The organism is Brevibacillus fluminis (genome assembly GCF_003710825.1).
Classification (GTDB): Bacteria; Bacillota; Bacilli; order Brevibacillales; family Brevibacillaceae; genus Brevibacillus_D; species Brevibacillus_D fluminis.
The window spans coordinates 308,301-332,479 of the sequence record NZ_RHHQ01000007.1; the positions used below are offsets into that span (position 1 = coordinate 308,301).

General features: G+C 55.2%; 27 protein-coding genes. All 27 read left to right on the top strand.

Annotation, left to right across the window (positions count from 1 at the left end; genetic code table 11):
- Positions 1 to 103 precede the first annotated feature (103 nt).
- A complete protein-coding gene (locus EDM56_RS08245; RefSeq protein ID WP_122917414.1) occupies positions 104 to 2,080 on the top strand; it encodes a methyl-accepting chemotaxis protein in 1,977 nt (658 codons plus the stop codon).
- Positions 2,081 to 2,236: 156 nt separating this feature from the next.
- On the top strand, positions 2,237 to 2,890 hold the full coding sequence (gene eutL, locus EDM56_RS08250; protein WP_122917415.1) for an ethanolamine utilization microcompartment protein EutL: 654 nt from the start codon (positions 2,237 to 2,239) through the stop codon (positions 2,888 to 2,890).
- Positions 2,891 to 2,905: 15 nt separating this feature from the next.
- Positions 2,906 to 3,388 (top strand): BMC domain-containing protein, encoded by a 483-nt coding sequence (locus tag EDM56_RS08255; protein ID WP_122917416.1) that lies wholly within the window; start codon positions 2,906 to 2,908, stop codon positions 3,386 to 3,388.
- Complete coding sequence (locus EDM56_RS08260) at positions 3,385 to 4,842, top strand: acetaldehyde dehydrogenase (acetylating) (RefSeq protein WP_122917417.1); 1,458 nt, start codon at positions 3,385 to 3,387, stop codon at positions 4,840 to 4,842. The genes EDM56_RS08255 and EDM56_RS08260 overlap by 4 nt, the downstream gene beginning before the upstream one ends.
- Before the next feature lie 28 nt (positions 4,843 to 4,870).
- The gene (locus EDM56_RS08265; RefSeq protein WP_122917418.1) at positions 4,871 to 5,158 is read left to right on the top strand and encodes a BMC domain-containing protein; all 288 of its coding nucleotides are present in this window, start codon (positions 4,871 to 4,873) and stop codon (positions 5,156 to 5,158) included.
- 11 nt (positions 5,159 to 5,169) lie between these two features.
- Complete coding sequence (gene pduL / locus EDM56_RS08270) at positions 5,170 to 5,940, top strand: phosphate propanoyltransferase (RefSeq protein ID WP_122917419.1); 771 nt, start codon at positions 5,170 to 5,172, stop codon at positions 5,938 to 5,940.
- Positions 5,940 to 6,764, top strand: a complete 825-nt coding sequence (locus tag EDM56_RS08275; protein ID WP_342772373.1) for a hypothetical protein — start codon at positions 5,940 to 5,942, stop codon at positions 6,762 to 6,764. The genes pduL and EDM56_RS08275 overlap by 1 nt, the downstream gene beginning before the upstream one ends.
- A 5-nt stretch (positions 6,765 to 6,769) precedes the next feature.
- Entirely contained in the window at positions 6,770 to 7,039 is a 270-nt protein-coding gene (locus tag EDM56_RS08280; protein ID WP_122917420.1) for a EutN/CcmL family microcompartment protein, read from the top strand.
- A gap of 10 nt (positions 7,040 to 7,049) precedes the next feature.
- Entirely contained in the window at positions 7,050 to 7,391 is a 342-nt protein-coding gene (locus EDM56_RS08285; protein ID WP_122917421.1) for a BMC domain-containing protein, read from the top strand.
- A gap of 16 nt (positions 7,392 to 7,407) precedes the next feature.
- Complete coding sequence (locus tag EDM56_RS08290; protein ID WP_122917422.1) at positions 7,408 to 7,851, top strand: EutP/PduV family microcompartment system protein; 444 nt, start codon at positions 7,408 to 7,410, stop codon at positions 7,849 to 7,851.
- Positions 7,852 to 7,934: 83 nt separating this feature from the next.
- Positions 7,935 to 9,386, top strand: coding sequence for a sensor histidine kinase (locus EDM56_RS08295; protein ID WP_122917423.1), 1,452 nt, complete (start codon positions 7,935 to 7,937; stop codon positions 9,384 to 9,386).
- The gene (locus EDM56_RS08300; protein WP_122917424.1) at positions 9,373 to 9,939 is read left to right on the top strand and encodes an ANTAR domain-containing response regulator; all 567 of its coding nucleotides are present in this window, start codon (positions 9,373 to 9,375) and stop codon (positions 9,937 to 9,939) included. Before EDM56_RS08295 ends, EDM56_RS08300 begins: the two co-directional genes overlap by 14 nt.
- A gap of 144 nt (positions 9,940 to 10,083) precedes the next feature.
- Positions 10,084 to 11,547, top strand: coding sequence for an ethanolamine ammonia-lyase reactivating factor EutA (locus EDM56_RS08305; RefSeq protein WP_122917425.1), 1,464 nt, complete (start codon positions 10,084 to 10,086; stop codon positions 11,545 to 11,547).
- A gap of 4 nt (positions 11,548 to 11,551) precedes the next feature.
- Complete coding sequence (locus EDM56_RS08310; protein ID WP_122917426.1) at positions 11,552 to 12,916, top strand: ethanolamine ammonia-lyase subunit EutB; 1,365 nt, start codon at positions 11,552 to 11,554, stop codon at positions 12,914 to 12,916.
- A gap of 30 nt (positions 12,917 to 12,946) precedes the next feature.
- Positions 12,947 to 13,885 carry an ethanolamine ammonia-lyase subunit EutC gene (gene eutC, locus EDM56_RS08315; protein ID WP_122917658.1) on the top strand — a complete coding sequence of 313 codons (939 nt, stop codon included), beginning with the start codon at positions 12,947 to 12,949 and terminating at the stop codon, positions 13,883 to 13,885.
- A 36-nt stretch (positions 13,886 to 13,921) separates the two neighbouring features.
- A complete protein-coding gene (locus EDM56_RS31430; protein WP_183192347.1) occupies positions 13,922 to 14,059 on the top strand; it encodes a hypothetical protein in 138 nt (45 codons plus the stop codon).
- 26 nt (positions 14,060 to 14,085) lie between these two features.
- Positions 14,086 to 15,642 (top strand): amino acid permease, encoded by a 1,557-nt coding sequence (locus EDM56_RS08320; RefSeq protein ID WP_122917427.1) that lies wholly within the window; start codon positions 14,086 to 14,088, stop codon positions 15,640 to 15,642.
- A 260-nt stretch (positions 15,643 to 15,902) separates the two neighbouring features.
- On the top strand, positions 15,903 to 16,667 hold the full coding sequence (locus tag EDM56_RS08325) for an IclR family transcriptional regulator (protein WP_122917428.1): 765 nt from the start codon (positions 15,903 to 15,905) through the stop codon (positions 16,665 to 16,667).
- 212 nt (positions 16,668 to 16,879) lie between these two features.
- Positions 16,880 to 17,410, top strand: coding sequence for a 3-hydroxyanthranilate 3,4-dioxygenase (locus EDM56_RS08330; protein ID WP_122917429.1), 531 nt, complete (start codon positions 16,880 to 16,882; stop codon positions 17,408 to 17,410).
- Entirely contained in the window at positions 17,395 to 18,402 is a 1,008-nt protein-coding gene (locus tag EDM56_RS08335; protein WP_122917430.1) for an amidohydrolase family protein, read from the top strand. Before EDM56_RS08330 ends, EDM56_RS08335 begins: the two co-directional genes overlap by 16 nt.
- Before the next feature lie 22 nt (positions 18,403 to 18,424).
- Positions 18,425 to 18,880, top strand: coding sequence for a RidA family protein (locus tag EDM56_RS08340; RefSeq protein ID WP_122917431.1), 456 nt, complete (start codon positions 18,425 to 18,427; stop codon positions 18,878 to 18,880).
- A complete protein-coding gene (locus tag EDM56_RS08345; RefSeq protein ID WP_122917432.1) occupies positions 18,877 to 20,328 on the top strand; it encodes an aldehyde dehydrogenase in 1,452 nt (483 codons plus the stop codon). Before EDM56_RS08340 ends, EDM56_RS08345 begins: the two co-directional genes overlap by 4 nt.
- Positions 20,329 to 20,439: 111 nt before the next feature.
- Positions 20,440 to 21,219: a 2-keto-4-pentenoate hydratase gene (locus tag EDM56_RS08350; RefSeq protein ID WP_122917433.1), complete on the top strand. Its 780-nt coding sequence runs from the start codon at positions 20,440 to 20,442 to the stop codon at positions 21,217 to 21,219.
- Between the two features lie 14 nt (positions 21,220 to 21,233).
- Positions 21,234 to 22,112, top strand: a complete 879-nt coding sequence (locus EDM56_RS08355; protein ID WP_122917434.1) for an acetaldehyde dehydrogenase (acetylating) — start codon at positions 21,234 to 21,236, stop codon at positions 22,110 to 22,112.
- Between the two features lie 27 nt (positions 22,113 to 22,139).
- A complete protein-coding gene (gene dmpG / locus EDM56_RS08360; protein WP_122917435.1) occupies positions 22,140 to 23,168 on the top strand; it encodes a 4-hydroxy-2-oxovalerate aldolase in 1,029 nt (342 codons plus the stop codon).
- 3 nt (positions 23,169 to 23,171) lie between these two features.
- Positions 23,172 to 23,960: a 2-keto-4-pentenoate hydratase gene (locus tag EDM56_RS08365; protein WP_122917436.1), complete on the top strand. Its 789-nt coding sequence runs from the start codon at positions 23,172 to 23,174 to the stop codon at positions 23,958 to 23,960.
- Between the two features lie 3 nt (positions 23,961 to 23,963).
- On the top strand, positions 23,964 to 24,161 hold the full coding sequence (locus EDM56_RS08370; RefSeq protein WP_122917437.1) for a 4-oxalocrotonate tautomerase: 198 nt from the start codon (positions 23,964 to 23,966) through the stop codon (positions 24,159 to 24,161).
- Positions 24,162 to 24,179: the final 18 nt, after the last annotated feature.

Consider the following 24,179-nt stretch of genomic DNA (forward strand, 5'->3'; position numbering starts at 1 on the left):
TGTAGTGTCGGCCTGTAAGCAAGTCAAGACAAGCGGAAGGTTTCAGTTTGAGTGAAAGGGGGTAATACTTGGTAAATCGTTTTTTGTTTTAGGAGGAGAGTGGATGGCAATGAAAAGCATACGTGCGAAATTATTGCTAATAGTGATTCCCATTTTATTGGTGTCGAATATCGGTTTAATTTGGTTCACATATGACCGTTCGGCTGCATACCTGGAAGCGAATTTTCGTAAAGACGCAGCGTCCCAGCAGGAAGTGTTGAAGAACAAGATCAATGCGTGGCTGCAAGTCCATTTGGAGCGATTGCAAACGATGGCGGGGACGGAAGAAATCACCGGCTTTGATCAAACCAAACAGGAACAATACCTGAAGCTTGAGCAAGGACAACATCCTGAGTACGAGATGCTGTTCGTCGCTGCAAAAGACGGATCAGCAATTACATCGTCTGAGGCCCGTGTGAATGTGGCAGAGCGCGCGTATTTTCAAGCGGTCATGAGCGGCAAACCGTACGCGATCTCTGATCTGCTCATTTCCAAGACAAGCGGCAACCAAATTGTAGTGGTCGCGGCTCCGATCGTGAAAAACGGGTCAACGGTCGGCATGGTCGGCTGCACGATTCCGGTCGATACAATGGGCGAATTGGTCGCAAAAGCCAAGCTTGGTGAAAGAGGAACCGCCTTCATGACGCAGGCAGATGGTCTGATGATCGCCAATCGCGACAAAGCGACGATCATGAAGCAAAACATTTCGCAGACGGGCGCCACGACGTTAAAAGAAGCGCTGGCCCGCGCCGTCAAAGGCGAAACAGGGGTTACCGACAACACGTTTAACGGGGAAAACGAACTCATTTTTTATACGACGATTCCGTTGACCGGTTGGGTTTTGTTCATGTCCGCGCCGCTTTCCGAGGCCACCCAGCAAGTAACCGAGCTGGCACAAATCTCTTTGCTGGCGGCAGCGATCATCTTGGTCATCGCGATCGTAGGGGTTTACGCATTTACGACTCGCTTGGTACGTCCGCTGCAAAAAATGAGCGAACTGACGGAAAAAGTCGCACAGGGTGATTTGACGATTCAACTTATGCACCGTTCTCAGGATGAGATTGGCCGCCTGAGCAACCACTTCATGGTCATGATCGAAAACATGCGCAATGTGATCGGCAAGATTGGCGGCGCGACCGAGCAAGTGAAGCAATCGTCCGAATCGCTCGCCATGATGAGCCAGGAAACGAAGCATGCAGCTGATCAGGTTGCACTGACGATTGGTGAATTGGCAACGGGTACGGCTGAAACAGCGGAATCGGTGACGGACGCTACTGAAAAAATGAACCGAGCTATTACGACCGTCCAGGAAATCGCCACCTTTGCGGATCGCGTCATGGAGGGGTCGGAGCAAAGCAAGAAGTCGGCAGCGAACGGCCGCAGCCACGCCGTCGAAGCCATGGCGAAAATGGAAGAGCTGCAAAAGGTCACACAGCAAACGTCGTCCATACTTGAAAAATTGGACGGGCACTCCAAAGAAATCGGTTCGATCGTCGGCATGATTACAGCCATCGCGCGGCAAACCAACCTGCTCGCATTGAACGCATCCATCGAAGCAGCTCGTGCAGGCGAACAGGGCAAAGGCTTTGCAGTCGTCGCGGAAGAGGTGCGTAAGCTGGCCAACGAAACCGGCAACTCTGCCGAGCAAATCGCTGACTTGATCAGGCAGACCCAGCATGAGAGCCGTCTCGCCGTTGAGTCCGCCACCCATGGGGCGAAGATGATGGCGGAGGGTGCCGCTGTGGTGAAGCAAGCGGGGACTGCCTTTGACGACATCGCTGCGAATGTGGATAATGCCGAACAGCAAAACCAGCAAATCCACGCCGCAATCAATGAGCTAATGCAAATGAGCGGGCGCATTTTGAACGACATGGAAAACATTTCGGCCGTCACGGAGGAAGCATCGGCAGGAGCAGAAGAGGTCAGCGCGTCCAGCCAACAGCAGGCCGCAGGGGCCAACCAGATCGCCGCAGATGCGCAAACCTTTACGGAGCTCGCAGAAAACCTTCAATCGCTGGTTAAACAGTTCAAAACAGAATAGTGAAGAAAACAATTGCAATTCTGACAATTAACTTTTATAGTAAAAGATAAGTAAATACAAACAGGCAAAGGTGCCTCGGAGAGCAGGAGTAATTCTGCCACGAGGCACCTTTTTTGTTACTTCAATTGTCAACGAACGGAAAGCGGAGGTGAAAAAATGGCAAATCAACCGATACGGGCGGTGCCGCTTGCGGTTCGGATCATCCCTAACGTCGATTCCGGCTTGGCGGAAAAGCTGGAGCTGGCTCCTGAGATCCGCAGCCTAGGCCTGTTGACCTCGACCATCGATGATGTCGGGTATACAGCGATTGACGAAGCGACCAAAAAGGCGGCGGTTGAGGTGGTCTATGCCAAATCGTTTTATGCAGGCTCTGGCCATGCCTCTGGGCCATTGTCCGGCGAATTTCTCGGCATCATTGGCGGCGCGACGCCAGCGGAAGTGACGAGCGGATTGGATGCTGCGATGGCATTGATGGAGAGCGGCGCATGTTTTTACTCCCTCAACGACGAGGGAACCCATGCGTATTACGCCCACGTCGTGTCGCGCACCGGCACGTATTTGTCCAAGGTGGCGGGAATTCGTGAGGGCGAACCGCTCGCCTATTTGATTGCGCCGCCGCTTGAAGCCGTTTTTGGGCTCGACGCGGCGTTGAAAGCGGCGGATGTGACGATTCAACAATTTTACGGCCCTCCTACGGAAACGAACTTTGGCGGCGGGTTGTTGACAGGCAGCCAATCCGCTTGCACAGCTGCCGCTCAGGCTTTTGCGGATGCCGTACGCAGCGTCGCCTCGCAACCAAGGAAGCTGTAGAGAGGAGATAGGCCGATGGAAGGAGCAGCCTTTTCGCTTGGCATGATTGAAACGTGGGGCTTCCCGGCGCTCGTGGCCGCCGCCGATGCAGCCGCCAAGGCAGCGGATGTCAAAATCGTGACGTACCAGGGGGCGGATGCGGGCATCGTGACTGTCTACGTCATTGGCGACGTGTCTTCCGTGCAAGCCGCAGTCGACGCAGGTGCACAAGCGGCATCTCGAGTGGGCAGACTGCTGCACGTTCATGTGATTGCACGCCCGGATGCAAGCGTGCCGCGCATGATATGGCAGCTGGTGCAAGGCAAGGAGCAAAAGCAAGAACAATTGGAAGCGGTTACAGAAGGGCTCGAGCATAAATCGGTGTCAGAATTGCGCAAGCTGGCGCGTTCGCTTGCCGATTTTCCGCTAACCGGCATTGAGATCAGCACGGCGCGCAAAGAGGAATTGCTTCTGCACCTGCGCGAGCTCGAGGCAAAGCGGGGTGACGAGAAGAAATGATGCTGGACCCTGATTTGGCATCTGTGCAAGAAGTGCGCAACTGTTTGCAGGAAGCTGCACAGGCGCAAAAGCAGCTGGAAGCGCTCAGTCAAGCTGAGATTGATTCTATCGTGCGTGCCATGTGCGATGCGGGTTTGCGCGAAGCAGAGAGGTTGGCTGTGCTTGCGGTTGAGGAGACCGGCTTCGGCAATGCGGCTGACAAAAAAGTGAAAAACGAATTCGCGGCGCGCGACGTATACAACGCGATGAAAGATCTGAAGACGGTCGGGATCATCGGCAAGGATGAAGTGAACAAAGTGTGGGAAGTGGCGCAGCCCGTCGGCATTGTGGCCGGGATCGTGCCGTCGACCAACCCGACGTCGACGATCCTGTTCAAATCGCTGATTGCGGTAAAAGCGCGCAATGCCATCGTGTTCAGTCCACACCCGTCGGCGGCGAATTGCTCGTATGAAGCAGCGATAGTAATGCGGCGTGCGGCAGAGCTGGCGGGAGCTCCGGCGGGACTGATCCATTGCATCACGAAACCGACGCTCGCCGCTACCAATGAGCTGATGCGGCACAAGCTGACCGATCTGATCCTTGCCACGGGTGGGACGCAGATGGTGAAAGCGGCCTACAGCTCAGGAAAGCCAGCGTATGGCGTGGGTCCCGGCAATGTGCCGGTATATGTGCATGCGAGCGCCGATCTCAAGCAAGCGGTGCGTCGCATCATCCAAAGCAAAACGTTTGACTACGGGACGATTTGTGCGTCCGAACAGGCTCTTGTGGTCGATCAAAGCATTAAGCGGCAGTTGATCCGCGAGCTGACCGAGCAAGGCGCGCATTTTCTCGATGAACAGGAGAAAGCGCGCGTGGCTGCGATCATCATGGTCAATGGCGGGCTCAATCCACAGCTCGTAGGCCGCTCCCCGCACAAGATCGCGGAGATGGCGGGAATCGTGATTCCATCCTCCACCCGCGTGCTGATCGCGGAAGAAGCGCACGTTGGGAAGACGCACCCGTTCTCTATTGAAAAGCTGTCGCCAATTTTGGCTCTCTATACGGTTGCCGATTGGCGGGAAGGCTGCCACCGGTGCATGGAGCTTTTGGAGCTGGGCGGACTCGGGCATACGCTTGGGCTGCACTGCGAGGACGACACGGTGATCGAGGCGTTCGCGCTGGAGAAGCCGGCATCGCGGATCGTGGTGAATACGGGCACGACGTTTGGCGGAATCGGCGCGACGACGGGGATCCTCCCCTCAATGACACTGGGCTGCGGCTCATTTGGCAATAACATTACATCGGATAATATCGGCCCCAAGCATCTCTTGAACATCAAAAGGGTCGCCTTTGGCATACGCGAAATGTCGGAACAGCCGGCAGGCGAGCCCCATGCGACGGGCACAGCGTCCGGAATTAGCCGTGAAGAAGTCATGGCGATCATCAAAAGCGTGTTGGCAGAATGGAAAGCTTGATGAATGAAGATAAGGGAGGTTTTTTGAAATGGCGGGAGAAATGTCAGCGCTTGGCATGGTGGAAACGAAAGGATTGGTCGGTGCAATCGAAGCTGCGGATGCGATGGTGAAAGCGGCCAATGTGAAATTGATTGGTAAAGTTCATGTGGGCGGCGGGTTGGTCACCGTCATGGTGCGCGGGGATGTAGGAGCGGTCAAGGCATCGACGGACGCGGGCGCGGCAGCTGCGGAAAAGGTGGGAGAGCTGGTCTCCATCCACGTCATCCCGCGCCCACACTCCGATATTGAACTGATCCTGCCTCGCTTAGAAGGCTGAGGGAATAGCCGATGGCGCTGATAACCGAATTATCGTTGCGGTCAATGCTTTCCGCAGGGATCCCCAACCCGTTTCCGATAGAGGCGGGCGACAAGATCACCCCGGCAGCCATCGATTTTCTGAAGGGGAGAGGAATTCAGGTGAAGCCGTCACAACCGAATGAAGCTGCAAATGACCAGCCGTCTTCCATACCCGTCGGCGTCTCTAACCGGCATGTCCACCTGTCACAGGAGCATGTGGAAGCGCTGTTTGGCAAAGGGCATACGCTGACGCCGCTGCGCAATTTGTCACAGCCCGGCCAATTTGCCACAGCGGAAGTTTTGACCCTGCACGGACCAAAAGGGATGATCCAGCATGTGCGCGTGCTCGGGCCTGCGCGCGGCGAAAGCCAGGTGGAAATCTCACGGACCGATGGCTTCGTCCTCGGCATCCATCCACCAGTTCGTCTGTCCGGTTCCATTGAGGGAACGCCCGGGATCACCTTGATCGGCCCCAAAGGCTTCGTCACGCTAGGGCGCGGGGTGATCATCGCCAAATGCCATGTCCATATGTCGGTAGAAGAGGCGAAACAGTATGGTGTGACACATGGAGATTCCTTGGTTTTGCGAACGGCGGGAGAGCGCCCAATCATATTCCCGGATGTATCGGTGCGCGTGTCTCCCCAGTTTGCGCTCGACTTCCACATCGATCTGGATGAGGCCAACGCCGCCAACCTGAAAACCGGTGATACCGTCCTGATCGCAGGCAAAAACGGAGTTCTGCACAGAGGGGAGGCTGGGTGATGCCGATGGATGTAAAAGAAATGATTACGGCTATCACGCGCGAGCTGTTAGCCCAGATGGCACAGGAGCAAAAACTAGCCAGCCCCAAAGTGCTGTACCTGTTCTGTGACAGTACGGCACACGAGCCGTTTTTGGACCAATTCATCACATTGAAAAATCACGGCATTTGCCACGACTTGCTTTTTCTCGATGGTGAGACGTCGTCTTGGCTCGGCATGCATCGGATCGAATGCGGCGGAGCGGGGAAGCTGATTGCCATCGATGAATACGCGCCAGCACCGCTGGAGGTTCCCAGCGAGTACGATGCGATCATCGTGCCGGAAATCGATCTCGACAACGCGGCGCGGGTGGCATCCGGTATGAAAGGAACGGTAAAAGCGGAAATCGTGCTCGCCGCGCTGGTGACAGGCAAGCCGGTTTTTGTCGGGGAAGACGCGCCGGGGATCAAGCGCACCGACAGGCGAACGCTGCAAACCGTCTCCTTACCGCCGGCCTATCAGGCGCTTTTCGCCCGACATTTATCAGCAATGCGTGAGCTAGGGGTGCAACTCCGTCCGCAGCGACAGTTGGCAGAAGACGCAATCGCCTGGTTCCGCAAGCAAGAGCTGCTGCCTGCAACAGAGCAGCGTCAACCCGGGCAGGCAGGCGAGCCGCAAGAAGAGCCGGAGTTTGCTGGCAGACTGCTAACGGCAGAGTGGCTGCGGGCGAACTTGACATCCACCACCAGCTCGCTCGTCATCAAAAAAGGGGCGATCGTCTCCCCGCTTGCCGCAGACATGCTGAGGGAAAAAGGGATCGCGTTGCAATTCATCAGCAAAGGGTGATCGTGATGTTTTTGGGCAAAGTGATCGGAAGCGTCTGGGCGACGCAAAAGGAAACCGGTATGGAAAATCTGAAGCTGATGATGGTCCAGCCGATCGATACCAAGGAGTGCGAGAGCGGCCAGGTAGTGATCGCCGCCGACCGCATCGGCGCAGGCGTCGGCGAGCGAGTCATCGTTTCGCGGGGGACGCCCGCCCGCATCCTGTTCGGCCAGGGGAATGCGCCGATTGATGCCGTAATCGTCGGCATCGTGGATTCGTTTGAAGTCGCAGAATAGGGGGAAGGGAATGGAGCAGGACCGACAGCGCGTCATCCAAGAGTATGTGCCGGGCAAGCAGGTCACGTTGGCCCATGTGATCGCCAACCCCGACCCAGTGCTATATACCAAGCTCGGCATTAAGGAGCTGGGCGCGATCGGGATCATGACGCTGACGCCGACGGAAAGCTCGATCATTGCTGCGGACATCGCGACCAAGGCTGCCAATGTAGATCTGGGCTTTCTCGACCGGTTCACCGGCTCGTTGATCGTCGTCGGTGATGTTTCGGCGGTCGAGATGGCGATTGAAGCGGTGAATACGTTTTTGTCCACCAAGCTGCGCTTTGCGCCAGCTATTTTGACGAGATCGTGAAAGGAGGCTTCTAGAGATGAAGCGGGTCATGATCATCGGAGCAGTTGGTGCAGGCAAATCGTCCTTGGTGCGCGCACTGGAAGGCGACCATGAACCCGCGCGAAAGACACAGACGCTGGAATTCCACGACTGGATCATCGATACGCCGGGTGAATATAGCGAAAATCCGCTGTATTATCGGACGCTGATGGCCACCTCGCTGGAAGCAGGCCTTTTGCTCATGGTGCAGGATGCGACGCGCGACCGCAACTATTTTCCGCCAGGCTTTTCGCAAGGCTTTCCCATCGTGCCGATCGGTGTGGTGACCAAGATGGATCATCCGGATGCAGATGCAGAGCGGGCAAAAACGCTCTTACACGAGTCTCTTGATCCAAATCATCCGGTATTCCTCACATCGGCAACGACCGGTGCGGGCATTGCGGAATTGCGCCGCTTTTTGCTGGATGCATTGAAAACGTAGAAAAAACGTATGGAAAAAGGAATGAAGCGGCCCCTAGCGAAAATAAAATAGATGAAATAATCTGATAGTTTGGGGGGCTGTCGATGGATACCGTCATGGACATTTGCAGAAACACCACCGTTTTAACGAAAGCGGATGCTGCGATCATCCACGAGATGGCCCGCCACATGCAGATCATCGCGGACATATCGCAGGCAGACGTCTTTATCGACTGCCCGGTCGAGGATAAGTCCGCCGCCATCGTCGTCGCGCAAGCCTCGCCCGCTACATCCAAATCGCTGTACAAAAGCTCGGTGGTCGGCGAGCTGGCATTGGCCAAAAACGAGCCAGCCGTGCTGTTTTGCCTAACATCGGGCCGACCGGTCATCGGGGCAAGGGCGATCTCCCAGGAACACACCGTCATGCAGCAAAGTGTGGTTCCGATAAAAAATGCGGAAGGCAAGACGATTGGCGCCTTGATCATGGAGCAGGACATTTCGGAGAAGGTCGAGCAGGAAAAAAACGTGGAGCGCTTGATCGAAACGACCGAGCATCTGTCGGAAACGCTGATGCAGGTGGCGATGCAGGAGCATCAGGTTCCTTCGCTTATGCACGAGGGCATCATTTTATTCGATCATCGCCGGGTGATCAGCTACGCCAATTCCCGCGCTTATGAGCTGATGGCGCGGATGGGCTACGACTCACCGATCAAGGGGCAGCTTATCGAGCGTTTTTTCTACGGCAAGTTTTCCGATGAAAATCTAGAGCAGCACGGCGGCATGATGTTCGAAGAGCTGCACTATGGAAAAGCGACGCTTTTGGTCAAAGCCGTCTCGATCTTTCGGGAGCAAAATCCCGTCGGCGGGTTGATTCTGCTGCGCGACATCTCGGACATCAAAGAAAAAGAAAAGCAGCTGATGATCAAATCGGCCGTGATCAAGGAGATTCACCATCGGGTCAAAAACAATCTGCAAACCATCTCGAGCCTGCTGCGGCTGCAGATGCGCCGCTCGCAGTCCAAAGAGCTGGAGACGGTTTATAAGGAAAGCATCAATCGGATCAACAGCATTGCCATCATCCATGAATATTTGGCGCAGGATGGACTGGAACGGGTCGATCTGCGCAAAATCGTCGATAAAATCGCGAAAACGATCGTCTCCTCTATGGCCCAGCCCAAGCAGCAAATCGCCATCGCGGTCGATGTCGACTCGGTTCAGTTGCCTTCAGAGAAAGCAACGTCGCTTGCCCTGATCGTGACCGAGCTGATTCAAAACAGCGTGCTGCATGGTTTGGCGGAGCGGGAGTGTGGGACTATTAGCGTGTTAATCCGCCATGAAGAGGAGCGAGAGCGACTTTTGATTCAGGTCACCGATGACGGCATAGGCATCGGATTTACCGGCAGTACCGCGCAAAACGGCCACCTTGGCCTGAAGATCGTCGAGACGCTTGTACAGGAGGATTTGGAAGGGCAGCTGCATTTTAGCGATACGGGACTTGGCACACAGGTAAGCATCATCTATCCCATTCAGAGAGGTGTTATCCATGAGCCGCTATAAAATTCTCGTGGTGGATGACGAACCGATCATCCGCATGGACTTGACAGAAATTCTCCAGCGGGAAGGGTATGAGGTGGTGGCAGAGGCGAAAAACGGCGAGGAAGCCGTCGAACTCGCCTACCGCCACAAGCCGGATCTGGTGATCATGGACGTGAAGATGCCGGTCATGAATGGGATCAAAGCGGCCGACATCATCCGCAAGTTTTCCCACACATCGATTTTGCTATTGACTGCCTACAGCCATCGGGAACTGATCCAGGAGGCACGGCAGTCGGGCGTGACGGCTTATCTGGTGAAGCCGGTGTCCGAGGAGGATCTGATCCCCGCAATCGAAATCGCGCTGAGCCAGCGCGACCGGGTCAGCTCGCTCCAGCAAGATATCGAGGACCTGAAGCAAAAGATGGAGGAGCGCAAAATCGTGGAACGGGCAAAAGGCAAGCTGATGAGCACGCTTCAGCTGGGCGAAGAGGAAGCGTACAAATGGCTGCAGCGTCAAAGCATGGAATCGCGCGTTTCGATGGCGAAATTGGCACAAGAGCTGCTGAATGCATAACCGCGACAAGTACATACGACAAAGCAATGGCGCTTTGGAAAGAAAACGGCTGCATGGTCGCAGTCTGGTTTCTTTCAAAGCGCCTTTTTGTTTGTGTAAGACTTCTGAACGAAGTTTTTCTTATCGAAATGAGTGGGTGAGCGTATGGAGGAGCAATGGATCACAAGCGTCGGCATCGATTTGGGCACAAGCACCACCAAGTTCATCGTGAGCCGTTTACGGCTGGGGCGGATGTCGAGCACGTTTTCGCTGCCGCGCTTTCAGATTGTGGAGCGCCAGCTGCTCTATGCGAGCCCGGTCTATACAACGCCGCTGCTTGATCAGACGCAGATTGATGCGGGGCAGGTTTTTTCCTTGCTGCAAGCTGAATACCGTGCGGCTGGCATTACGCTGGCCGATGTCGGATCGGGAGCGGTGATCATCACCGGGGAAACGGCGACGAAAGCCAATGCCCAGCAGATTGTCCACAAGCTGGCCGAACGCGCAGGCGATTTCGTCGTGGCCACGGCCGGAGCTGATTTGGAGGGGGTATTGGCAGGCAAAGGCGCCGGTGCCGAGACCCGCTCCAAAGAGATTCGCGGAGTCGTGGCCAATGTCGATATCGGCGGCGGCACCGCTAATGTCGCCTTTTTTGAGCGAGGGCGGGTGATTGCCACCGTAACCTTCCATGTGGGTGGCCGGTTGATTCGGCTGTCGGAGCATGGGGAGATCCGCTATCTTTCACCCCATTTGAAAGAGTGGCTTGCGCTAAAAGGGATGGCAGCTGCAGTTGGGCAGACGATAAGCTTTGACGAGCTGAGGGGGCTCACTAGAGCGCTTGGTGAGAGCATGCTTCGGTATTTGGCAGGTGATTGCGAGACAAAGGAGGGGCGCAGTCTCGTTTTCGGGAGACAGCTTACCGCGGTTCCGCCGATCGAGGAGATCATGATCTCAGGCGGCGTCGGCCAAATGATGCTGCAGCCGCCTCCGAAAACGATGGTGGAAACGGCAAGGCATGGCGATATGGGGCCGCTTTTGGCCCAAACGCTGAAAGAGGAATTGCCGCTCTACAGCTGGCGCATCGCAGTTCCGCAGCAAACCGTGCGCGCCACCGTCATCGGTGCCGGGATGCAGGCGACAGAGATCAGCGGGTCCACGGTGTTCCTCCATCCCACGCTCTTACCGATCAAAAATGTGCCGGTGATCAAGTTGGATTTGGAAGAAAAGCGATACTCGCTGTTGACGGTTGAGTCGTTTCGGCAGTTGGTGGAAGAGTCGATGGCAACAGCCAGCCGTCTGTTTGAAGGAAAGGGGCCTATTGCCTTTGCATTAAGCGGATTGCCGTACTGCTCCTATGCGACCTTGCAGCTGATCACCGAGGAACTAGCAAATGCGTTTCGCCGCTCGTTTCCCGATCATCCGCTCTTTGTGGTCGTATGCGAGCATGACATGGCGAAAGCGCTGGGACAGTCTCTGTCGCTGCGATGTAAGGGCAAGCCGAATGTGATCTGCATCGATCAGGTCAAAGTCGAACACGGCGATTACATCGACTTAGGCGAGCCGATTTCCGGCACGATGATCCCTGTTGTCATCAAGACGCTGGCTTTTGCCGACCAGGAAAAGGGGTGAAAAGATGAACATGCGCATGACGGTGTTGGGGCAAACCTACCAATTCCGCGACTTGAAAGAGGTAATGGCCAAAGCGAATGAGGAGCGCTCGGGCGACCAGCTGGCCGGAATCGCCGCTGCCGATTCCCGCGAGCGGATGGCAGCCAAGCTTGTTTTGGCAGATATGACGCTGGCCGACATCCGCAATCAACCGCTGATTCCGCCTGAGGAGGATGAGGTCTCGCGTGTCATCGAATTGGGCCTCAATGAAAAAATTCACGGGGAAATCAAAAATTGGAGCGTAGCTGAGCTGCGCGAATACATCTTGAGCCACAAAACAGGAAGCGACGAACTGAAGCGGATCAGCCGCGGGTTAACCAGCGAAATGATCGCTGCCGCTGCCAAGCTGATGACCAATCTCGATTTGGTCGCAGGCGCAGCGAAAATCCGCAATGAAACACATTGCAACATCACGATCGGACAGCGCGGTGTATTGGCGGGACGCCTCCAGCCGAATCATCCAAATGACAGCATCCAGGGCATCAAGGCGGCGATTTACGAAGGGCTTTCCTACGGGATCGGCGATGCGGTGATCGGGATCAATCCGGTGATAGACACGATGGACAGCGTCAAGGACATTTTGCTGATGACCAAGGAAATCATGACGAAATGGGAAATTCCGACCCAAAACTGCGTGCTTGCCCACATTAGCACACAAATGCGGGCAATCCGGGCGGGTGCACCTGCGGATATGGTGTTTCAAAGCTTGGCGGGCACGGAGAAAGGAAACCGCGCGTTTGGCATCGATGTCGAGCTCTTGGACGAAGCGAATGAGCTAGTTCATAAGGAAGGGACCTCCACCGGGCCGAACTGCTGGTATTTCGAGACCGGTCAAGGCTCGGAGCTGTCGTCGGAGGCGAACCACGGGGTCGATCAGGTGACACTGGAAGCCCGCTGCTACGGTCTCGCGCGTAAATACAAGCCGTTCATCGTCAACACGGTCGTCGGCTTCATCGGTCCCGAGTATTTGTACGACAGCAAGCAGGTAATGCGTGCCGGACTCGAGGACCATTTCATGGGCAAGCTGCACGGGCTGCCGATGGGGGTGGACATTTGCTACACCAATCACATGAAGGCCGACCAAAATGACATGGACAATTTAGGCGTGCTGCTCACGTCTGCGGGCGTTAACTTTTTGATCGGGGTCGCGATGGCGGACGATTGCATGCTGAACTACCAGTCGACCAGCTTTCATGACATCGCGACATTGCGCGAGCTGTTCGGCATGCGTCCGGCTCCAGCCTTCGAGCGGTGGCTGGAGCGGCAGGGCATTATGGAAAACGGAAGGCTGACGCCACAGGCGGGCGATCCAACGATCTTTTTAGCCTAATGGGAGAGCGGGGTGACAAGTGAGATGAAGATGGAACAGGAACTCGATCGATTGGTAGACAAAGTGATGGCGGAGCTGGCGAAAAAACTGGCGGAAGCAGAAGGCAGCGGAAAGGCGGCGACAGTGAGTATTCAGTCAGCACAGTTGCGTTCCCAGGAGGATACCCAGCCTGCAACGTTGTCAGCCGAGCAGTCGTTGAGCGACAGGCTCAGCCAGCTGCTGTTTGACGAAGTAGATCCAGCCCGCGTCGCTAATATTCCCGAGCCGCGCTGGAAGGAAGGATTGGAGGAGCTCCTTGCGAGCACCCCTGGCCGCATCGGGGTATGGCGCACAGGGACGCGTCCGCTGACCAAAACCATGCTCCAGCTGCGCGTCGACCATGCCGCGGCCGTCGATGCTGTGTACGGGGAAGTCAGCGAGGGACTGCTGCAAGAGTTTCGGCTGTTTTCCGTGGAAACAACTCACGAAAACACGGAAACGTATTTGAAACGGCCGGATTTGGGGCGGATCATTACCGAGCAGGGTGTATCGCTGATCAAAGAGCGCTGCAAGATGAAACCGCAGGTGCAGGTCGTCGTGTCCGACGGCTTGTCGGCGAGCGCGGTGGAAGCAAATTTGCGCGATGTGTACCCGGCGCTGCTTGACTCGTTGGCTTCTTATGGGCTCAGTGTTGGAACGCCGTTTTTCGTCAAAGGCGGGCGGGTAGCCTGCATGGACCACATCGGCGAGATTTTGCAGCCGGATGTATTCGTGCTGCTGATCGGCGAGCGCCCCGGACTGGTGACGGCCAATTCCATGAGTGCCTACATGTGCTACCGTCCGCGGAGAGGAACCGTCGAATCGGACCGCACCGTGATCTCCAATATCCATCGCGGAGGGACCTCGCCTGTAGAAGCAGGCGCGCACATCGGCACGGTCTTGAAAAAAATGCTCGAACAGCAGGCGAGCGGCGTGAAGCTCAGCCTGTAAGTCAAAACGCGTGAGATGAAGGGAGGTGAGGGAGGCATGTTTGCGCTGGGGATTATCATTTTGCTGCTTACTGCTGCGGTGGCGGTCGCCATATTCATCAAAGCAAATCAGTCGGTTCGCAATTTTGACGAGCGGAAACACGAAAGCTTTATCGGGTCCAAAAAACACGGATGAGAGGTAGCGAAAGGAGGAACAAGGTGATGCAAGGGTCTAACCGTAGTAACCAGCTGCAGGAAGATAAACAATATTTGCACCAATTTGGCTATGCCCAGGAGCTGCTGCGGGACATGGGCGGCTTCTCCAACTTCGCGATTTCCTTTTCAACGATTTCCATTTTGACCGGTGCCGTATCGTTGTACGGCCACGGGCTCTTATACGGCGGGCCGGGGATGATGGGCTTTGGTTGGCCGATCGTTTCACTCTTTGTCTTGCTGGTCGCAGCCTCGATGGCGGAGCTCGCCTCGGCGATTCCGACGGCGGGTGCGCTTTACCACTGGGCGGCGATTCTCGGCAGCAAACGATGGGGCTGGTATACCGCATGGATCAATCTGATCGGGATGGTAGGGATTGTGGCCGGGATCGAATATTCGGTGGCGACGTTTGCCGACCCGCTGCTCGGTGCGTCGTTCGGCTATGAATCCACCACAACGACGACGATGATCCTGTTTGCCATCACGCTGTTGATTCACGGAATTTTCAACCATGTCGGCATTAAGCTGGTCGCCAAATTGAACGACTTCTCTGCCTGGTATCATATCGGTGTCGTGCTCATTTTATTCGTTAGTTTGGCGTTCTTCACCAAAGACAAGCTGCAGCCGGTCGAATACTTGTTCCAAGTCGGTCAGACGTTTTCCGACAAGCCGTATCTGCTGGCCTTTTTGATTGGCTTGCTGCAAGCGCAGTGGACCTATACCGGCTATGACGCCTCGGCGCATACGATCGAGGAAACGGTCAATCCGCGCGTACGCGCACCGTGGGGGATCTTCAGCGCTGTTGCGTTTTCGTTCGTTTTCGGCTTTATCATGCTGGCGATGGTGACGCTCTCGATCAAAGACGCGGGTGCCGCTGTCGGCGAAAGCAACCCGTTCATCTATATCATCAGCCAAGCGCTGGGCGGCACATTCGGAAGCGTGGTCCTGTGGCTGGTCACCTTGGCGATGTTTTTCTGCGGCTGCTCCGGGATCACGTCGTTCTCCCGCATGATGTATGCGTTTTCACGCGATAACGGGATGCCGTTGTCCCGCCATTGGGCGCAAATCTCGAAAAAATACCGCACACCGGCGAAAGCGATCTGGCTGGTCGTCATCCTTTCCTTTGCACTCGCGCTGTTTGACAGCATCATGAAGATGATCAATCCTGATACGAGCTACAGCACGCTTGCCTTCCTCACCGCCGTTTCGGTTGTGGGCTTGTATGTGTCCTACGGCATCCCCGTCTATCTCAAGCTGGTTGCAGAAGGCAAGGGTCTGTTCAAACAAAAGCACTACGGCCCGTGGAATTTGGGCAAATGGAGCAAGCCGATCAATGTGCTGACACTTCTCTGGATCGTATTCATTTCCATTCTGATGATCGTCCCGCCAAACCAAAACGCCGCCTACGCCCTGATCGGTATGTTCGTGCTGCTTTTGATCATGGACTATGGCTACTACAAAAAGAATTTCCAAGGCCCGGAAGCCGCGCTCAATGTCTCCATGGAAGAAATTTTGCGCAGGGAAGCACAGTATACAGAAGAACAAGGCGAAAATTTCAAGGCATAATCACACAAAATAGGCCCGATTCGGCTCATCATGCCGAAATCGGGCTATTTCGTTGAAAAAAATTTTTAGGCCTGATCGGCTCGATGAATAGGGGAGGCACTTTGCATCCGTTCAAGATATGGGTGAATGCAACCCATTTGTTGAAATGGTCAGAAAACACAAAAAATGGGTTGCGTTTTGCCAGCTGGAAAAATATAATAAGCCTGTAAGTTAATATTTGCGAACGACGTTCGACAATGTCGAATGAGGAAGGAGGGGAAATGAGCGAGCGATACATTCAATCGGTAGACCGCGCGATTGACATTCTGGAGTTGTTTACACCTACCGTCATGGAGCTTAGTGTCAAGGAAATCAGCGACAGGCTGCAGTTGTCCAAAAGCACGGTACACGGATTAATTAAGACGTTGGAGCACAGAGGGTATTTGGAGCAGAGCCCGGTCGATCAGAAGTATAAGCTGGGGCTTCGTCTGTTCGAACTGGGAAACCTCGTCGGCGGGGGAATGGAACTGAGAAAGCTGGCACATCCCATCATTCGGGAGCTGGTGGAAAAGCTGCAGGAGACGGTGCATCTGGTCGTTCTCGACGAAACCGAGATCGTCTATGTGGAGAAACTGGAAGGACCTGGAGCGCTCCGCATGTATTCACAGATCGGCAAGCGTGCGCCGCTTTATTGCACAGGGGTAGGCAAGGCGATCTTTGCATTTCTTGACGAGAAAAAGCAGGAAGAGATTCTATCGAGGACGGATTTGAAAGCGTTCACTTCCTACACCCTGACCGATCCTACTGAGATCCGCAATCATATGCAGGAGATTCGCGAACGCGGCTATGCGATCGATGATGAGGAGATAGAACTTGGTCTAAAATGTGTCGCAGCGCCGATTTTTAACCACCTGGGCGAAGTAGTGGCCTCGATCAGCTGCGCTGGTCCGAATTTCCGTTTTTCTGCAGAAAAAATGGAGCACATCATCGCCGAAATAAAGAAAGCAGCACAAGAGCTGTCAAAAAAATTAGGATATCGAGTGTAGGAAACAAAAAAAGACTTCATCCCCGAGCATTGCGCATTTTCAAGCGGCCAACGAGAAAAGGCATGGGAATAAAGTCAATCTATGCTATTCGTCAAAAAGGAAGAGAAACCTGCTGCTGGCTTTAAAAAGCTTTGGGTGGCAGGTAGATTTCATAACATTGCATTGAAAGAAACGCATTCCAATCGTCAATTGAAAAATGGGGAGGCCATATTATGATCAAGCCTATCAATCTGTGGAAATTCATTGAGGAAAACAAAGACAGTTTGAAACCGCCGGTGAACAACAAGGTGATCTGGAAAGACGCCGAATTGATGGTGATGATTTTGGGCGGCCCCAACAAGCGCCGCGATTTCCACGTCGATCCGTCCGAAGAAGTGTTCTACCAATTAAAAGGCGACTGCTATGTGGAAATCATCAATGCCGAAGGGAAACGCGAGGTTGTGACGGTCAAGGAAGGGGAGATGTTCCTCCTGCCTGCCAATGTACCGCATTCCCCGCACCGCGTGCCAGACACCATCGGGCTTGTCATCGAACGCAACCGCGCACAGGGTGAGCTGGAAGATTTCGTCTGGTTCTGCGATCAATGCGACGCTGAAATGCACCGCACTCGAGTGCAATTGACCAATATTGAAGTTCAGGTGAAAGAAGCGATCAACGCTTTTAACTCCAGCCAGGATCTGCGTACATGCAAATCTTGCGGCCATGTAATGCCAGAGGAAGTGACAGAATGGCAGGTCAAGTAAAGCGCGTCGACTTTCATACGCATATTATCCCTGTTGATTTGCCTGATTTTTCGAAAAAGTACGAGGGCGAACGCTGGCCGATTATGCATCGGACATGCGCCTGCGGTGCCAACATCATGGTGGGCGGCAAGGTGTTCCGCGAAATCACCGACCAGTGCTGGGACCCGCAAAAGCGTATCGCCGACATGGATCGCGAGGGTGTGGACATTCAAGTGATCTCGCCGATTCCCGTCACGTTTTCCTACTGGGCTCCAGCGGAAGCCGCGGCCGTAATGTCGCGTTTGCAAAACGATTTTATCGCCGATACCGTCCAAGCCAATCCGCAGCGTTTCATCGGTCTTGGCACCGTTCCGCTGCAAGATGTGGAAACCGCGATCCGCGAGATGGACCGGTGCATGAATGAGCTGGGGCTAAAAGGTATCGAAATCGGCACAAACGTAAACGGCAGCAATCTAGATGATCCGTCGTTGATCCCGTTTTTTGAGATGTGCGAGCAGTGGGAAGTCCCGCTGTTTATCCATCCGTGGGAAACGATGGCGAAAGAGCGGACGCCCCGCCACAATTTCATGTACACCGTCGGGATGCCTAGCGAGACTGCACTAGCTGCAGCAAGCCTGATCGCAAGCGGCAGCATGGAAAAATTCCCGCGGCTGAAGATCTGCTTTGCCCATGGCGGCGGCTCCTTCCCGTACATTTTGCCACGACTGGACCAGGGCTGGCACGTGTGGCCGCATTTGCGCCTGACGACACATCCGCCCAGCCATTATGCAAAAAACTTTTACTTCGATTCGCTTGTCTACGATCCACTGAACATCAAATACATGGTCGATCGCTTTGGGCATGACAAAGTGATCATGGGCTCGGACTATCCGTTCCTGCTGCGGGAAATTCCGCCCGGACAGGTGATCGATGAGACGATATCGCTCACGGAGGAACAGAGACGATCCATGCTAGGAGAAAATGCGCTGCGCTTTTTGAACGTGCTGCCATAACCGGAAAGGAAGATCGAATGCGATGACACCAGAAGATAAATTGAGCGCACTAGGCCTGTCTTTGCCCAAGCCGCGCCAGGCGGTCGGGACATACGTCGGCTGCGTGCGCACAGGCAATCTCTTGTTTACGGCAGGGCAAGGCGTGGACGAATACCACGGCAAGCTCGGCCGGGAGCTGACAGTCGAAGAAGGCTACCTGGCGGCTCGCCAATCGATGCTGAATCTGCTTGCTACCGTCAAACAGGAGATCGGGGAATTGAGCAAAGTGAAACGGGTCGTCAAAATTTTAGGCTTCGTCAATTCCACTACGGAGTTCACGGCCCAGCCGCAAGTGATGAACGGCGCCTCTGATCTGCTCGTCGAGCTGTTCGGTGAAAAAGGGCGGCATGGTCGCTCTGCTGTCGGCATGGCACAGCTGCCAAACAATACGGCCGTAGAGATCGAGATGATTTTGGAGATTGAGGAGGATCGCGGATGAGTGGAACCACGTTGAAGGATGCCAAGCTGTTTATCAATGGGGAGTATGTCGACGCTTTGTCCGGCGAGACCTTTGATACGATCAATCCCGCTACAAATGAAAAATTGGCATCGGTCGCCAACGCAAGCGAGCAGGATGTGCAAAAAACCGCTGAGGTTGCGCAGAAGACGTTCGAAAGCGGTGTCTGGAGCAAGATGTCGGTAGACGATCGAGCCAAGATTCTGTGCAAAATGTCCGATCTGGTCATGGAACGAGTGGAAGAGCTGGCGATGGTCGAAACGCTCGACGTCGGCAAGCCGATCAAAGAGAGCCTTGGCTTCGACATTCCGCGTGCCGCACAAAACCTGCGTTTCTTTGCCGAGATGGCCAAGTATGTCAACCACGAGCACTATGACAAAGGCAATTACATGTCTTATGCCAAATATGCACCAGCAGGCGTCACGAGCCTGATCATCCCGTGGAACTTGCCGTTCATGCAGATGACGTGGAAAGCATCGGCCGCGCTCGCCGCCGGCAATACGGTGATCGTCAAGCCAGCTTCCTATACGCCGCTATCCGCCGTCATGCTGGGGGAAATCGCCAATGAAGCGGGATTGCCGCCGGGCGTCCTCAACATCATCACCGGCCCTGGCAGCACGGTCGGCACGGCGATGACGACCCATCCCAATGTGCGCCGCATCTCGTTTGTCGGCGAAACGACAACGGGCAAGACGATCATGAAAAACGCTGCATCACAGCTGATTCCCGTATCGCTTGAGCTGGGCGGCAAATCGGCCAACATCGTGTTTGAAGATGCAGATCTCGATGAAGCTGTCTCCGGTTCGATCGAGGCGATCTTCCGCAATCAAGGGGAAATCTGCTTGGCCGGATCGCGCTTGCTTGTGCAGGAATCCGTCTATGAAGCGTTCCTCGACAAATTCACAGCGGCAGTACAAAAGATCAAGGTAGGCGATCCGCTCGATCCTGCCACTGATATGGGTGCACTTGTATCGGCCAGCCATTTGGCGACGGTTGACGAGTACGTGCAGATCGGTTTGGCAGAGGGGGCGAAGCTGGCTGCTGGCGGCAAGCGTGTGGCCGGCATGGACAAAGGCAACTTTTATGAGCCGACCGTCTTTTACGAAGTGGATAACAGCATGCGCATCGCACAGGAAGAGATTTTCGGGCCGGTGCTGGTCGTCATTCCGTTTAAAACGGAGGAAGACGCGATCCGCATCGCTAACGATTCGATTTACGGGCTGGCTGGCGTCGTCTGGACGAATGATCTGCGCCGCGCACATCGCGTAGCTGCACAGGTGGATGCGGGGCTGCTCTGGATCAATTGCTGGTACGTGCGTGATTTGCGTACGCCGTTCGGCGGGTCCAAAGCGAGCGGAATCGGGCGCGAAGGCGGCCGCCACAGCTTTGAATTTTATACGGAAGCAAAGACCATCACGATGAAATGCTGACCCGCTGCAGGGGATGGTGGCCGCCGGTCATCATCCTCTTGTTTACGGGCAAAAGCAGTTTTGTGAAGAATAAGCGTTGCTTGCAACGCAAGAAAGGGTGGGCGTGAAAATATGCAGTCTATCGTAGAACAAATGGCGAGCGAGTTGCTCGAAGCGGAGCAGATGCGTGTAGCTGTACTGCCGATCACACAGCGGCATTCCGATCTCACGGTGCAGGATGCGTATGAGATCCAGCTTACGATTATGCGGCACAAGCTGGCTTCCGGCCGCCGCGTCATCGGCAAAAAAGTGGGGCTGACCAGCGTGGCGATGCAGCAAATGCTCGGTGTGAACGAACCCGATTACGGCCATTTGCTGGATGATATGAGCATCGCAGATGGGGCGACGATTTCGGCTGCGCAGTTTCTGGCGCCTAAAGTGGAGGCAGAGATCGGCTTTTTGCTAGGAGCGGATTTGGTCGGGCCGAACATCACGTACGTAGATGTGCTGATGGCGACGGAGAAGATCGTGCCTACGCTTGAAATCATCGACAGCCGAATCGTGGACTGGAAAATCAAGCTGATCGATACGGTGGCGGATAATGGCTCCTCTGCAAGGGTAGTCGTCGGCAGCCAGCAAAGCGACCTCAGCAATGTCGATTTACGTACCACCGGCATGGTCATGTATAAAAACGGCGAGCTTGCAGGAAACGGAGCGAGCGCAGCGGCTTGGGGACATCCGGCGCATGCGATCGCCTGGCTTGCGAACAAGCTGCATGAATTCGGCATTACGCTCAAGGCAGGGGAACTGGTTTTGCCAGGCGCGTTGTCCGCGGCGATTCCGGTGTGTGCAGGCGACACGGTAGAAGCTCATTTTGGCGCGTTGGGCTCGGTGAGCATCACGTTTGACTAGGGAGGGGAATGGCTGTGAGCAAAATCAAAGCGGCTATCATCGGTTCGGGCAACATCGGCACGGACTTGATGTATAAATTAGAACGCTGTGCGCATATCGAGCTGGCGGCGATGATCGGCATCGATCCGGATTCGGACGGTTTGCGGCGCGCGCATGATCGCGGATATCCGATCTACGCGAACGGAATCCAAGCCATTGTGGATCAACCAGGGCTTGCGGACATCGTATTTGATGCAACGTCCGCTAAAGCTCATGTACGCCATGCCAAAGCGCTGCGCGAACTCGGGAAAATCGCCATCGACCTGACTCCGGCTGCGCGAGGGCCGTTCGTCTGTCCGGTCGTCAATCTGGCGGAAAAGCTGGAAAGCGACAATGTTAATCTGATCACGTGCGGCGGTCAAGCGACGATTCCGATCGTACACGCGATCAACCGTGTGGCGGACGTGTCGTACGCGGAGATCGTGGCGACGATCGCAAGCAAAAGCGCGGGTCCGGGAACGCGGGCTAACATCGACGAGTTCACCTTCACAACCCGGCGCGGGTTGGAAGAAGTTGGCGGTGCAGATGTGGGCAAGGCAATTATCATTATGAATCCGGCGGAACCGCCGATTTTGATGCGTGATACCGTCTATTGTGATGTCAAAGAGATGGATGAGCAGGCGATTTGCCGGTCCATCCAGGAGATTGTGGCGAGCGTACAGCAATATGTGCCCGGCTATCGCTTAAAGCAAGAGCCGTTGTTTGACGGCAATCGCGTCACGGTTTTCCTTGAAGTGGAGGGAGCGGGCGATTATTTCCCGCCATACGCAGGGAACCTCGATATCATGACGGCCGCTGCGGCACAGGTTGGGGAAACGGTGGCACAGCATTTGCTGGCAGCAGGAGCCAACTAGAGAAATAGGAAAGGAGGATCATGAAGGATGCAGAGAAAGAGCGAGAAACCGATCAAAATTACGGAAGTGTGCCTCCGTGACGGCAGCCACGTCGTTGCCCACCAGTTTACGGAAGAACAGGTGCGCGATGTGGCGCAAGCGTTGGATGCAGCAGGTATGCACTATATCGAAGTAAGCCACGGGGATGGTTTGGGCGGCTCCACGATCCAGTACGGCAGATCGCGGGTTAACGAGATGAAGCTGATCGAGACGGCGGTTTCGGTGTGCAAGCAGGCGACCGTAGCAGTCCTGCTGATCCCCGGCATCGGTACGGTCAATGAGCTGAAGCAGGCGCAGGAATTAGGGGCCGGCCTCGTCCGCGTCGCTACTCATGTGACGGAAGCGGACGTTTCCGCTCAGCACATTCATCTTGCACGAGAGCTGGGAATGGAAGCGTTGGGCTTTTTGATGATGGCGCACTCGGCTCCGGTCGACAAGCTGGTAGAGCAAGCCAAGCTGATGGAGAGCTATGGCGCACAAGCGGTCTATGTGACCGATTCGGCAGGGGCGCTCCTGCCTCATGAGGTGCGGGAGCGGATCGCCGCACTGCGTCAGTCGCTTGACATTGAGATCGGCTTCCATGCCCACAACAACCTTTCGCTCGCAATGGCGAATACGCTTGCGGCGATCGAGGAAGGGGCAACTCGGATCGATGGCAGCATGCGCTGCCTGGGAGCAGGAGCGGGCAATACGCAGACAGAAGTGCTGGTGGCGGTTCTGGAACGCTTGGGCATCGATGTGGGAATCGACCTGTATCAGATGATGGATGTCGCGGAAGAGATCGTCGGGCCGATTTTGCCTGGATCGCAAGAAATCAAAAAAGGCAGCCTCGTGATGGGCTACGCGGGGGTATACTCCAGCTTCCTGCTTCATGCCGAGCGGGCGGGCAAGCGGTTTGGCATCGATCCGCGCGATATTTTGATCGAATTGGGCCGACGCAAAGCGGTGGGCGGCCAGGAAGACATGATCATCGATGTGGCGGCCGAGTTGGCCAAACGGCAAGGAAAGGGGGCGTAGTCGATGGCACTAAACGCAGAAGCGCAAAAAGAAATCGTCGCCTACTTGTTGGCAGCGGAAAAGGAACGGCGTGAGGTCGTAAAAGTAACCGAGAACTATCCGGCGATGTCCATCGAGGATGCATATGCGATCCAAGAGCAGCTCATCGCCCAAAAAGAGGCGGAGGGTGAACGTCGCATCGGTTTGAAGCTGGGGCTGACCAGCAAAGCCAAGCAGCAGATGATGGGCGTTCATGAAGCAATCTATGGCTATCTCACGAGCGGAATGCTCGGCTTGGAATGGGAGCCAGTCGATTACCAACGCTTTATCCACCCAAAGGCAGAACCGGAAATCGCTTTTTTCCTGGGCGCAGATTTGCAAGGGACGAATGTGACTGCAGACGATGTGTTGCGCGCCACGCGCTATGTCGCCCCAGCAATTGAGATCATCGACAGCCGCTATTTGAATTTCAAGTTTACGTTAGCGGACGTCGTAGCCGATAACTGCTCCTCTGCCTGCTTCACGCTCGGCAGCAAGCTGGTCGCACCGGATCAGCTCGATTTGGCCAAAGTCGGCATGGTGTTCACCAAAAATGGCGTCGTGCAGGCGACCGGTGCAGGTGCCGCTGTGCTGGGGCACCCAGCGGAAGCCGTTGCATGGGCGGTCAACAAGCTGGGGGAGCAGGGAAAAGGGTTGAAAAAAGGCGATCTCATCTTATCCGGCGCGTTGTCCGAAGCGTTCGCGTTCGAACCGGGTGATACGATCCACGCGCAATTCGATGGATTGGGCAGCGTTTCGCTTGCCTGCCGGTAACTGATGCCGATTATCAATATCCAGCTAATCGAAGGACGGGACGCGGAGCAGATTGAAAGTCTGATCGCCGAGGTGACGGAAACGGTAGTCAGGAATCTCCAGGTTCGACCGGAACAGGTGCGCGTACTCGTGACCGAGATTCCGGCGACCCACTGGGGTGTGGGTGGTAAATCAAAACGATCGCTTGAAAAGGAGAGTTGACTGACAGGTTCTGTCAGT

Excerpts from the sequence above, each read along its gene's own strand:
- EDM56_RS08245 (WP_122917414.1), top strand. The coding sequence starts at position 104 with ATGGCAATGAAAAGCATACGTGCGAAATTATTGCTAATAGTGATTCCC.
- eutL (WP_122917415.1), top strand. The coding sequence starts at position 2,237 with ATGGCAAATCAACCGATACGGGCGGTGCCGCTTGCGGTTCGGATCATC.
- EDM56_RS08255 (WP_122917416.1), top strand. The coding sequence starts at position 2,906 with ATGGAAGGAGCAGCCTTTTCGCTTGGCATGATTGAAACGTGGGGCTTC.
- EDM56_RS08260 (WP_122917417.1), top strand. The coding sequence starts at position 3,385 with ATGATGCTGGACCCTGATTTGGCATCTGTGCAAGAAGTGCGCAACTGT.
- EDM56_RS08265 (WP_122917418.1), top strand. The coding sequence starts at position 4,871 with ATGGCGGGAGAAATGTCAGCGCTTGGCATGGTGGAAACGAAAGGATTG.
- pduL (WP_122917419.1), top strand. The coding sequence starts at position 5,170 with ATGGCGCTGATAACCGAATTATCGTTGCGGTCAATGCTTTCCGCAGGG.
- EDM56_RS08275 (WP_342772373.1), top strand. The coding sequence starts at position 5,940 with ATGCCGATGGATGTAAAAGAAATGATTACGGCTATCACGCGCGAGCTG.
- EDM56_RS08280 (WP_122917420.1), top strand. The coding sequence starts at position 6,770 with ATGTTTTTGGGCAAAGTGATCGGAAGCGTCTGGGCGACGCAAAAGGAA.
- EDM56_RS08285 (WP_122917421.1), top strand. The coding sequence starts at position 7,050 with ATGGAGCAGGACCGACAGCGCGTCATCCAAGAGTATGTGCCGGGCAAG.
- EDM56_RS08290 (WP_122917422.1), top strand. The coding sequence starts at position 7,408 with ATGAAGCGGGTCATGATCATCGGAGCAGTTGGTGCAGGCAAATCGTCC.
- EDM56_RS08295 (WP_122917423.1), top strand. The coding sequence starts at position 7,935 with ATGGATACCGTCATGGACATTTGCAGAAACACCACCGTTTTAACGAAA.
- EDM56_RS08300 (WP_122917424.1), top strand. The coding sequence starts at position 9,373 with ATGAGCCGCTATAAAATTCTCGTGGTGGATGACGAACCGATCATCCGC.
- EDM56_RS08305 (WP_122917425.1), top strand. The coding sequence starts at position 10,084 with ATGGAGGAGCAATGGATCACAAGCGTCGGCATCGATTTGGGCACAAGC.
- EDM56_RS08310 (WP_122917426.1), top strand. The coding sequence starts at position 11,552 with ATGAACATGCGCATGACGGTGTTGGGGCAAACCTACCAATTCCGCGAC.
- eutC (WP_122917658.1), top strand. The coding sequence starts at position 12,947 with ATGGAACAGGAACTCGATCGATTGGTAGACAAAGTGATGGCGGAGCTG.
- EDM56_RS31430 (WP_183192347.1), top strand. The coding sequence starts at position 13,922 with ATGTTTGCGCTGGGGATTATCATTTTGCTGCTTACTGCTGCGGTGGCG.
- EDM56_RS08320 (WP_122917427.1), top strand. The coding sequence starts at position 14,086 with ATGCAAGGGTCTAACCGTAGTAACCAGCTGCAGGAAGATAAACAATAT.
- EDM56_RS08325 (WP_122917428.1), top strand. The coding sequence starts at position 15,903 with ATGAGCGAGCGATACATTCAATCGGTAGACCGCGCGATTGACATTCTG.
- EDM56_RS08330 (WP_122917429.1), top strand. The coding sequence starts at position 16,880 with ATGATCAAGCCTATCAATCTGTGGAAATTCATTGAGGAAAACAAAGAC.
- EDM56_RS08335 (WP_122917430.1), top strand. The coding sequence starts at position 17,395 with ATGGCAGGTCAAGTAAAGCGCGTCGACTTTCATACGCATATTATCCCT.
- EDM56_RS08340 (WP_122917431.1), top strand. The coding sequence starts at position 18,425 with ATGACACCAGAAGATAAATTGAGCGCACTAGGCCTGTCTTTGCCCAAG.
- EDM56_RS08345 (WP_122917432.1), top strand. The coding sequence starts at position 18,877 with ATGAGTGGAACCACGTTGAAGGATGCCAAGCTGTTTATCAATGGGGAG.
- EDM56_RS08350 (WP_122917433.1), top strand. The coding sequence starts at position 20,440 with ATGCAGTCTATCGTAGAACAAATGGCGAGCGAGTTGCTCGAAGCGGAG.
- dmpG (WP_122917435.1), top strand. The coding sequence starts at position 22,140 with ATGCAGAGAAAGAGCGAGAAACCGATCAAAATTACGGAAGTGTGCCTC.
- EDM56_RS08365 (WP_122917436.1), top strand. The coding sequence starts at position 23,172 with ATGGCACTAAACGCAGAAGCGCAAAAAGAAATCGTCGCCTACTTGTTG.
- EDM56_RS08370 (WP_122917437.1), top strand. The coding sequence starts at position 23,964 with ATGCCGATTATCAATATCCAGCTAATCGAAGGACGGGACGCGGAGCAG.